This is a genomic window from Bacillus sp. AP50, assembly GCF_040492675.1.
In the GTDB taxonomy this organism is placed as follows: Bacteria; Bacillota; Bacilli; order Bacillales; family Bacillaceae_G; genus Bacillus_A; species Bacillus_A cereus.
On record NZ_JBEUTW010000271.1, the window covers coordinates 1 to 11,026 of the forward strand.

Sequence of the window (11,026 nt, forward strand, 5' to 3'; positions counted from 1 at the left end):
CATATAGTAGTCAATTTGAAAAATTCAACGTACAAATTCATCCAATTGAAACGCATCACCAAGCAGAGTTACAAGAGATTGAAAGACATATACAAGCTTGTATAAGAAAAGTGGAATATTTAAACGCACTTCTTACCGGGCAGACAAAACTAGATGATAAAATTATTATTATGTAAAAAAAGAACGTGATCCAATCACGTTCTTTTTTCATTATACGTTCATCTTTTCCTTTAGTTGTAATCCTGTAACAGATTCTAATACATCCATCGATTCTCCAAATGTCATATCAAAAATTGTCTTGTCCTCTATGTATGGAAACTGTCTGAAACGCTTTTCTAACACCTTCACAGCATCTGATGTAAAGTTTGCACTATCAATGCCAAATTCTGTTTCAAGAAGAACGATCCAATCTAGCACATGAAAACCTAATCCATTGACGAATGAAATAAGTTTTTCTTCTGGGTTTGAAGATAAGAATACTTGGCGTTCTATCTCACTAAAAAGTTCTTCTCCTAAGATTTCAGCTAACTCATCATCATGTTCACGTTCAACAAGTTCTTCGTAGCCGTAATCATCCACAAGCTCTTCTACTTCTTCACTATCCTGACAAAGCAATTGACTAAGAAGTGCCTCTTTCTTAAATTCACTATTTTGTACGACTTCTAAAAAGCTCGTTTCCCATCCATTTTCTAATTTCATATTATGTACTCCTTTATATACGTTTCTTATCATCACTGTACCCAAAAGATCACTTTTATAACCTTTTAGGTAGTTACTATTATTTCACATGATTCATAACAAAAGATGCAAACTCAGCTACATCTCCTTCAAAAATATTTATTTCTGGCAAGTGATAGAACGTTGTTTGGAGCGGGTTTCCTGCATGATATACATATATCGTTTTCTCTAGTGCAATCGCCATTCCAAACTCTGTATGGCTCCCGTTTCCGCCATCTAATATAAGTAAAAATACATCCGCTTCTTTTACAGCATTTCGTTCTGCCTGACCAATTTCTCTTAATTGTTCTTCATTCGCTGCTCTTTCATTTTTGGTCCAATCATATGTATGGTGCCATCCTACATGTTTCAGTTCATTTGCTACGGAATGTACAAGATGTTTATTTTGGAAACCTGAGGCGATATAAAAATTCATTTATATACACTCCTTCATTGTGTATGGGGAAACTCCTTTTTAGCGTTATTTGTTATAGCTATAATAAAGAACAATTTCAAAAAAAATCCCCATCTTTAAAACTTATTTGCGTTTAAATGATGGGATGCTTCATGGTCTTCTTTTATTTTTTGTTTTTTATAACTTTCATCAGCTAACATTTCTAGTTCAGCTGTTATCTCTGACTTTTCAAGCTCTCTTTCTTGCGAAAATTTCCTTGAAATATAAACAATAACACTACCAACGTACAACACAAAGCATATAATAAGTGCAGTATTTTCATAGAGACTTAGCTCCAACACAGTCACTCCTAATCCATTCGTATTTTCACGCCTCATTAATTGGAATTTCCCTATTAACCCATTTGTTATCCCGCTATTTGAGGGCAGTAAGACTACCTCCTCAAAATTTAGTAACAGTAAAGAAGTTAGATGTGGGATGAACCCAACTGATTAAAGTTTCACTTTATTGTAACATAAAAATATCAATTCTTGGAATCTTTCACCCTACTAAAAGAGGCATGATTGTTTCATCATGCCTCTGAAATATTTTGAATGATTGTTTTAATTGCTTCTTTTCCATTATATTTTTTTAGTGCTGTTTTATACTTCTCATTATTTTGATTCAATTCTTCGACATACTTTATAAGAGATTTTACAGTTACATCTTCTTCATATAATACGGAGGCATACCCTTGCCTTTCAAAGGACTCTGCATTTAATATTTGATCTCCACGGCTTGCAAATTTCGATAATGGAATTAAAACCATCGGCTTTTGTAATGTTAAAAATTCAAAAATTGCGTTGGAGCCCGCGCGTGAAATAACAAAATCTGTTACCGCTAATATATCTGGCAGTTCTCCATGTACATATTCAAATTGTCTATATCCTTCTTTATTTTGTAAACTTTCATCAAGGTTACCTTTTCCGCAAAGGTGAACAATTTGATATTTTTTAAGAAGTTCTGGTAATGCTTCTCGAGCCGTATCATTAATTTTTTTCGCGCCCAAGCTGCCTCCCATAATCGTAATAACTGGCTTTTTACGTGAAAAACCTAAAAACGCTAAACCTTTTTCACGATTTCCCTTCAGCACTTCTTCACGTACAGGAGATCCCGTATATATTACTTTTTCTTTCGGTAAATGTTTCGCTGCTTCTTCAAATGTAACAAATATTTTCGAAGCAAAACGAAGCGCAATTTTATTTGCTAGTCCTGGTGTCATATCAGATTCATGTAATAAAACTGGTACTCTATTTAGCCATCCTCCAATTACGACTGGTACAGATACGAAACCGCCTTTTGAAAAAATTACATCTGGTTTTAGTTTTCGAATCCTTACATACGCATCCATAACACCCTTCATTACAAGAAAAGGATCTTTTATATTTTTCAAATCAAAATAACGACGTAGCTTTCCACTCGAAATACTATAGTAGGGAATGCCTTCCTTTTCTATAATCGTTTTCTCAATACCTTGATGAGAACCAATATAAGAGATATCCCAGTTGTCTTCCTGTAAATATGGGATAATGGCTAAATTAGGTGTTACATGTCCTGCCGAACCGCCACCTGTAAAGACTATTTTCTTCATACGTCTCCCCCTTCTAGACTATAATACACTAAAATATCTTGCCTCAGGGTGAGAAAATACCATAGCCGTTACGGACGCTTCTGGCTCCATCATGAATCCTTCTGTTAATGAAATACCTATTTCCTCTGGATGAATTAAGCGAAATAGCTTTTCTTGATCTGCAAGTTCTGGACACGCCGGATAACCAAATGACACTCGTATTCCTCTATATTTCGTACGGAAACGTTCTTCCATCGTCAGTTCAGGTGAGTCCGGAATGCCCCAGCGGTCACGAATGAGCATATGTGTTTTTTCAGCAAGTCCTTCCGCTAATTCAAGCGCTAACGATTGAATGGCATGACTACGTAAGTAATCACCTTTCGCCTTCCACTCTTCAGCAATGTCCCGAACTCCTTCCCCAACCGTAACAGATAAGAAAGCAACATAGTCCATCTCATCTCCTATTGGGCGCAAATAATCACCTAAAGTACGATAGGGAGCCTTTCCTTGTCTAGGAAATGTGAAACGCTCTATAACACGCGTATGATCTTCTGGATTATATATTACAATGTTTTGTCCGTCGCTTTGCGCTGGGAAAAATTGATACACTGCTTTCGGCTTTAACCAAGATTGTCCTTCCTGCAATAATTCATCTATTAAATCATTTAATTCATGTGCTCTCTTATCTCCCTCTTTCAAAAGCTTCTTCACATTTCCTTTTAATCCAAGGTGATGCCCAAGTAGCATTTGTCTATTCAGAAATGGTGCGAGATGTGAAACAGGAACATCTCGTAATACAATTCGTTTTGTTGAATCAGGCACGATAACTTCAGCCTTCGGTAATGGCTCAATTACTGCTGGAATTTCTACTTTCTTCTCCTCTTTTTTTACGATATGAAGATGACGTTCTTTTTTATCCTGTTTCATCTTCTCACGCTCTTCTTCTTTTTGAAGCTTATTAATAATATCGAGCCCCGTCATCGCATCACTCGCATAACAAACGAGCCCTTTATATGATGGTGAAATCCGATTATCTGTAAACTTTCTCGTTAACGCCGCACCACCTACAACAATGGGAACATCAATATTTGCTGCTTTTAAATCTTCAGCAGTCGTTACCATTTGTTGCGCTGATTTTACTAATAAACCGGAAAGGCCTATAATATCCGGCTTCTTTTCTTGTACTTCTTGAACAATTCGATCCGAACGTACATTAATTCCTAAATTAATAATCTCATATCCGTTATTTGCTAAAATAATTTCAACGAGATTTTTCCCAATATCATGCACGTCACCTTTTACAGTTGCTAATAATACTTTCCCTTTTTTCGCACTATCACTAGATTCCATATGTGGCTCTAAATAGCTTACAGCAGCTTTCATACTTTCAGCACTTTGCAATACTTCAGCAACAATAAGTTCATTATTATTAAATAGTCGTCCTACCTCATCCATCCCTGTCATAAGCGGACCGTTAATAATATCAAGAGGTTTTCTTCCTTCTTCAAGCGCAAGACTTAAATCCTCGTGTAATCCTTGTTTCGTACCTTCTACAATATAATTTGCTAGTCTTTCATCAAGCGTTAACGTTTCTTGCACAACGATATCTTTCTTTTTAGCAACTCGGTAAAAGTTTGTAAATTCTTCTAACGTCTCTTTCGTCGTTTCAAACAGTAGTGCATCTGCAAGGCGTTTTTCTTCCTCTGGAATCGACGCATAGCGTTCTAATTTTTCCGTATTCACAATCGCGTAATCTAACCCTGCTTTCGTAGCATGATATAAAAAGACTGAATTTAATACCTCACGTCCAGCCGGTGGTAAACCAAATGATATGTTACTTACCCCTAAAATCGTTAAACACTCTGGTAACGCTTCTTTAATAAGGCGAATTCCTTCTATAGTCGCTGCTGCTGAACCAATATATTCTTCATCACCTGTCCCTACCGGAAACACAAGTGCATCAAAAATAATATCTGACGGGCGTATCCCATACTTCTTTGTAAGTAATTCATAGCTTCTTTTCGCAATTTCTATCTTTCGCTCCGCACTAACCGCCATACCGTCTTCATCAATTGTTCCTACAACTATAGCAGCACCATACTTCTGAAGAAGCGGTGTCACTTTTTTAAATCGTTCTTCTCCATCTTCTAAATTAATTGAATTAATAACAGCTTTTCCTTGAATATAAGTAAGAGCTCGCTCCATCACATTTTCATCTGTTGAATCAATCATAATCGGTACTTTTAAAACTTTCGTAACTTCTGCTAAGAAGTTTTCCATATCTTCTATTTCATCGCGATCAGGATCTGCCATACAAATATCAATAATATGAGCATTTTTCTTCACTTGCGCTCTTGCCACTTCAGCAGCCTCTTCAAATTTCCCTTCTGCTACTAATCGTTTAAATTTACGTGACCCAATAACATTCGTTCTTTCACCTACAAATAACGGTCTCATAGACTCATCATATTGCAGTGCTTCTAATCCACTAATTCCATGTCCTTCTCTCTCATGATGGTCACGAGGCTTAAGAGATGCTAGCGCGGATTTCATTGCTTTTATATGTTCTGGTGTCGTGCCACAACAACCACCAATAATATTAACCCACCCTTCTTCAGCAAATCGCTTCACCTTTTCAGCAAGAGAAGATGGAGATTCATGGTAATGTCCATCTTCATCAGGAAGACCTGCATTTGGATAACAAGAAATGTAACACTCCGATAAATCAGATAGTGAACGAATATGGTCCCTCATAAACTCCGGACCAGTCGCACAGTTTAACCCAACAGATAATGGTTTCATATGTTCTACTGATAAATAAAAAGCTTCAATTGTTTGCCCAGCCAGAGTCGTTCCCATTGGCTCAATCGTACCTGAAATCATAATAGGAACCGTTTTTTTCAGTTCTTCAAAAGCAGCTTGAATTCCAATATAAGCTGCTTTCACGTTACGCATATCTTGACTCGTCTCAACGAGTAATACATCAACTTCTCCTTTTAATAATCCTCGTGCCTGCCTTGTATAAGCCTCAATCAATTCTTCAAAAGTCACACCACCAGTAACACTAATTGCTTTCGTTGTTGGTCCCATCGCTCCCGCAACATATACTTCATTCCCGCTTTCTTTAACAGCTTGCTTCGCCAAAAGTGCTGCCTTTTCATTTAGTTCTTCATCTAAATGAGACAGCTCATAATCACTTAGTACAATATTCGTTGCCCCAAATGTATTTGTTTCAATAATATCCGCTCCAGCTTCAATATAAGCTTTATGAATCTTTAAAATAACGTCTGGTCTTGTTTCCACTAAATATTCATTACAGCCCTCGTACTCTTCTCCTCCGAAATCTTCAGCAGTTAAATCCTCTTGCTGAATAATTGTCCCCATTGCACCATCTAATATTAAAATGCTATTTTTCAATTTTTCTTCTATACACTTCATCAATTAATACCTTCTTTCACTTCTTGCTTTTCTCTTACATATTTAACAAGATGTTCTGTAATTTCATACTTTAAAAATGGTGTAATAAGATAAATACCATTAAAATATTTCATCGCTGCGTCGACCAATTCTTGTGAAATGCGAATCCCTTCCTCAATTGCTGCCTCTTTCGTTTCATGTCCATCCATTCTCTCTCTTATTTCTTCAGGAAGAGTAATACCCGGCACCTCAAAATGAAGAAAATCTGCATTCCGCTTACTTACTAACGGCATAATTCCAATAAAAATAGGTTGTTCCAAATGCTTTGTCGCTTCATACACTTCTTCAATTAACTTGATATCGTAAATTGGCTGAGTTAAAAAATACTCCGCTCCAGCATCTATTTTTCGTTCCATTCGCTTAACCGCTGCTTTTAAGTGCCTCACGTGAGGATTAAATGCGCCGCCTACAGAAAACCTTGTCGCCGGTCCAATTGATTTCCCTAAAATTGAACGTCCATCGTTCATTTCTTTAATCATTTTAATAAGCTCAATAGAGGATAAATCATATACAGAAGTGGCACCGGGAAAATCACCAACGCGCGCTGGATCACCAGTTAAAGCTAACACTTCTTCCATCCCTAACGCCGATAAACCTAACAAATGAGATTGTAGTCCAATGACGTTATGATCTCTACACGTTAAATGCGTCAATACTGGGATATCATGCTTCGTTAATAACGCACCCATCGCCATATTAGAGACACGAGGCGATGCTAATGAATTATCTGCTAGAGTAATAGCATCTGCTCCCGCTCTTTTTAACGCTCTTGCTCCTTCAAAAAAACGCTGTGTATCTAACGTTTTCGGTGGATCTAATTCCACTACAACTGTCGTTTGTTTTTTTGCTTTCTCTGCTAGAGTGACGTGAGCCTTCGAACGTTTCTCATGCGTATGAACGACTTTTGGCCTTTGAATCGTTTCTTTTTCTATTACAGGGGTAATATTCGCAACAGCGCGCTTCATACTTTGAATATGTTCTGGAGTCGTACCACAACAGCCACCCAATAACCGAATACCTTGCTCAATAAATTTCGGTGTCATTGCTTCAAAATAAGCTGGACTTCCCTCATATACGTAACGTCCCTCTACATAATTCGGGAGACCTGCATTTGGGTATGCTGATAAATAGCCATTTTGCGGAATCGATATCATTTTGAAAGCTTCCGTCATATGAAGCGGCCCCAGTTGACAATTCAATCCAACAACATTTGCACCGTAATCTATAAACTGCTTTAATATTTCATTGACATCATTTCCATTTTGAGTCGTACCTGCTTCATGTAACGCTAATTGCGCAACAATCGGAATATTCGTTTGCTTACGCAACACTTTAACAGCATGAAGTAATTCAAATTCATCATAAAAAGTTTCTAATAGTAATCCATCAACCTGTTCTTCTAGTAAAGCCCCCGCCTGTTCAAGTAATATAAACTCCCTTTCCATATCAGTCGTTGTAACAGCTCCGATATGTTTCATACCACCAATTGTTCCTAAAATTGCATTTTTATCTGTCACAGATGCTTTCGCCAATTTCACTGCCGCTCTATTAATTTTTGTAACTTGATTTTCTAAACCATACATACGTAATTTCGCCTCATTTGCTCCATACGTATTCGTTTGAATTACATCTGCTCCAGCAGCTACATATTGTTTATGAATGGATATAATTAGATCTGGATCAGATACGTTCAATTCTTCAAAGCTACTTTGCAAACCATGTGAATGCAATAACGTTCCAACCGCACCATCACCTATTACAATTCCTTTTGATAATAAATCTAGTAATTTCACGAATCTCCCTCATTTCTATCAATATAAAAACCCCCTCTTCACTTTGAAGAGGGGGACATAATTGTTCCTCCTCTTATTATGCAAAACATTCGTTTTGCAGGTATTAGCACCGTTTCAAACATTTCGTTTGAAGGTTGCCGGGTTTCACAGGGCCTTTCCCTCCACCGCTCTCAATAAGAGTTGTCTTTATTATTTTATTTATGTAGCTAAAAGGAAATGCGTTCCCCTTTTAACAATGTTTGTTAATTTTTTAATAAATTTAGCATGCACAAAATTAAAAGTCAATGACACTTGCGGAAAAATAAAAATTATTTAAAATAAAGTTGCAATTCAATTATCTTTTATTGTAAAGTTAAAAACATAATAAAAATTTCATACGAACATTCTTATCTAGAGAGGTAGAGGGACTGGCCCTGTGACGCCTCAGCAACCATTAACATTTTGTTAATAAGGTGCTAATTCCAGCAAATTGTGAAAGATTTGACAGATGAGAAGAAGACTCTATTCAAACCGAAAGCCTTCTTCTTAGAAGGCTTTTTTTATTTTATATTCACTTAATGTTTCAATTTAAAAAGGAGGAATTTTCACATGTCAACAATCGAAACAAAACTAGCACAAATCGGAAATCGTAGTGAAACTACAACTGGAACGGTTAATCCACCAGTTTATTTCTCAACCGCTTATCGCCACGAAGGAATTGGTAAATCTACTGGCTTTGACTATTCACGAACTGGCAATCCAACTCGCGGTCTTTTAGAACAGGCGATTGCAGACTTAGAATATGGCGAACAAGGTTATGCCTGTAGTTCAGGGATGGCGGCTGTTCTCCTCGTCCTTTCTCTATTCCGCTCTGGAGACGAACTTATTGTATCTGAAGATTTATACGGGGGAACGTATCGATTATTTTCTGAGCATGAAAAAAAGTGGAATGTTCGATGTAGATACGTAAATACACAGTCTATTAAACAAATTGAGCAAGCTATCACAACTGAAACGAAGGCTATTTTCATAGAAACTCCAACTAATCCATTAATGCAAGTTACTGATATTGCTGCTGTCGCAACTGTAGCGAAAAGGCACGGACTACTTCTTATTGTAGACAACACATTCTACACACCTTATATACAGCAACCATTAACAGAAGGTGCTGACATTGTACTTCATAGCGCAACGAAATATTTAGGGGGACATAACGATGTACTAAGCGGGCTTGTCGTTGCAAAAGGAAAGGAACTTTGCGAGGAAATCGCTCATTATCATAATGCATCAGGTGCAGTTTTAAGCCCATTTGACTCATGGTTATTAATTCGCGGTATGAAAACGTTAGCGCTTCGCATGAGACAACATGAAGAAAATGCGAAAGCAGTTGTTGCGTATTTAAATGATGAAGACGGGGTGACAGATGTATTTTATCCAGGAAGAGGCGGCATGATTTCATTCCGCCTTAAAGATGAAGCTTGGATTAATCCATTCTTACAATCTTTATCCTTAATTACATTTGCCGAAAGTCTTGGTGGTGTAGAAAGTTTAATGACTTATCCAGCAACGCAAACACATGCTGATATTCCTGAAGAAATTAGAACAGCAAACGGCGTATGCAATCGTCTTCTTCGATTCTCAGTTGGCATTGAAAATAGTAACGATTTAATTCAAGACTTAAAGCAAGCCATTAAACTCGTAAAAGAAGGTGTAAGAATATGAGCTATTCTATAGATACACTCTTACTACACAACCAATATAAACATGACTCGCAAACAGGCGCTGTGAACGTTCCTATTTATAACACATCAACTTTTCACCAGTTTGATGTAGATACGTTCGGAAAATATGACTATAGCAGGTCAGGAAATCCAACTCGTGAAGCTCTTGAAGATATCATTGCTTTATTAGAAGGCGGAACAAAAGGATTCGCCTTTGCATCAGGCATTGCAGCGATTTCCACTGCATTCCTCCTTCTTTCACAAGGTGATCACGTACTCATTTCAGAAGATGTGTACGGAGGCACTTACCGAGTGATAACTGAGGTACTCTCCCGTTACGGTGTTTCACATACATTTGTTGATATGACCAATTTAGAAGAAATAAAACAAAACATGAAACCAAATACAAAGCTCTTTTATGTAGAAACACCTTCTAACCCACTTTTAAAAGTGACAGATATTCGCGAGGTTTCTAAACTCGCAAAATCTATTGGCGCTCTTACTTTTGTTGATAATACATTTTTGACACCACTATTCCAAAAACCACTTGAACTTGGAGCTGATGTCGTTCTTCATAGTGCTACAAAATTTATTGCTGGTCATAGTGATGTTACTGCAGGATTAGCAGTAGTAAAAGATGCAGAACTCGCTCAAAAGCTTGGATTTTTACAAAATGCATTCGGTGCTATTTTAGGACCTCAAGATTGTTCTCTCGTACTTCGCGGTCTAAAAACATTGCACGTACGCCTCGAGCATTCAGCTAAAAATGCCAATAAAATCGCACATTATTTACAAGAGCACGCTAAAGTACAAAATGTCTATTATCCGGGATTACAAACACATCTCGGATTTGATATTCAACAATCTCAAGCAACATCAGCTGGAGCGGTCTTATCGTTTACTTTGCAGTCAGAAGATGCACTCCGCCAATTTTTATCAAAAGTAAAATTACCTGTTTTTGCAGTTAGTTTAGGAGCTGTAGAGTCAATTCTTTCTTATCCAGCAAAAATGTCACATGCAGCACTGTCGCAAGAAGCTCGTGATGAAAGAGGAATCTCTAATTCATTACTTCGGTTATCAGTCGGTCTTGAAAATGTTAACGATTTAATATCCGATTTTGAAAATGCCCTTTCTTATGTAGAAGAACCTGTAAATGCATAGAGAAAAAGAAGATATGAGATTAGGTTTTCATATCTTCTTTTTCTGCGTTTTAGTTATATTCATTTGAATTTCTTCTTTTCTTATAGTCCATAAAAAAATAAAAGTATATCATCTATTTCTAAATAATGGATTAATTGAAAAGTAAATAAAAGAA

The 11,026-nt window shown here is 36.9% G+C and carries 8 protein-coding genes and 2 riboswitches; of the genes, 2 read left to right on the forward strand and 6 right to left on the reverse strand.

From position 1 onward, the window contains the following. Window positions 1–210: 210 nt before the first annotated feature. From ABWK52_RS19235 to ABWK52_RS19260, 6 genes are all read right to left on the reverse strand, one after another. Window positions 211–699 (reverse strand): hypothetical protein, encoded by a 489-nt coding sequence (locus tag ABWK52_RS19235; protein WP_000764261.1) that lies wholly within the window; start codon window positions 697–699, stop codon window positions 211–213. 79 nt (window positions 700–778) lie between these two features. Continuing rightward, window positions 779–1,153, reverse strand: coding sequence for a nucleoside 2-deoxyribosyltransferase (locus tag ABWK52_RS19240; protein ID WP_001012336.1), 375 nt, complete (start codon window positions 1,151–1,153; stop codon window positions 779–781). Between the two features lie 95 nt (window positions 1,154–1,248). Continuing rightward, window positions 1,249–1,509, reverse strand: coding sequence for a DUF3966 domain-containing protein (locus ABWK52_RS19245; protein WP_001250699.1), 261 nt, complete (start codon window positions 1,507–1,509; stop codon window positions 1,249–1,251). A 194-nt stretch (window positions 1,510–1,703) separates the two neighbouring features. After that, the gene (gene murG / locus ABWK52_RS19250) at window positions 1,704–2,762 is read right to left on the reverse strand and encodes an undecaprenyldiphospho-muramoylpentapeptide beta-N-acetylglucosaminyltransferase (RefSeq protein ID WP_000724777.1); all 1,059 of its coding nucleotides are present in this window, start codon (window positions 2,760–2,762) and stop codon (window positions 1,704–1,706) included. An 18-nt stretch (window positions 2,763–2,780) separates the two neighbouring features. Next, window positions 2,781–6,179 carry a methionine synthase gene (gene metH / locus ABWK52_RS19255; RefSeq protein WP_098541551.1) on the reverse strand — a complete coding sequence of 1,133 codons (3,399 nt, stop codon included), beginning with the start codon at window positions 6,177–6,179 and terminating at the stop codon, window positions 2,781–2,783. Next, the gene (locus ABWK52_RS19260; RefSeq protein WP_000770357.1) at window positions 6,179–8,011 is read right to left on the reverse strand and encodes a bifunctional homocysteine S-methyltransferase/methylenetetrahydrofolate reductase; all 1,833 of its coding nucleotides are present in this window, start codon (window positions 8,009–8,011) and stop codon (window positions 6,179–6,181) included. The genes metH and ABWK52_RS19260 overlap by 1 nt, the downstream gene beginning before the upstream one ends. 70 nt (window positions 8,012–8,081) lie before the next feature. Beyond that, a riboswitch (SAM riboswitch) is annotated at window positions 8,082–8,191 on the reverse strand. Between the two features lie 203 nt (window positions 8,192–8,394). After that, window positions 8,395–8,505, forward strand: a riboswitch (SAM riboswitch). A 94-nt stretch (window positions 8,506–8,599) separates the two neighbouring features. Here ABWK52_RS19260 and metI point away from each other — a divergent pair. Both metI and metC read left to right on the forward strand, forming a co-directional pair. After that, window positions 8,600–9,712 carry a cystathionine gamma-synthase/O-acetylhomoserine thiolyase gene (gene metI / locus ABWK52_RS19265; protein WP_000103889.1) on the forward strand — a complete coding sequence of 371 codons (1,113 nt, stop codon included), beginning with the start codon at window positions 8,600–8,602 and terminating at the stop codon, window positions 9,710–9,712. Continuing rightward, window positions 9,709–10,872 carry a cystathionine beta-lyase gene (gene metC, locus ABWK52_RS19270; protein ID WP_000122301.1) on the forward strand — a complete coding sequence of 388 codons (1,164 nt, stop codon included), beginning with the start codon at window positions 9,709–9,711 and terminating at the stop codon, window positions 10,870–10,872. The genes metI and metC overlap by 4 nt, the downstream gene beginning before the upstream one ends. Window positions 10,873–11,026 lie beyond the last annotated feature (154 nt).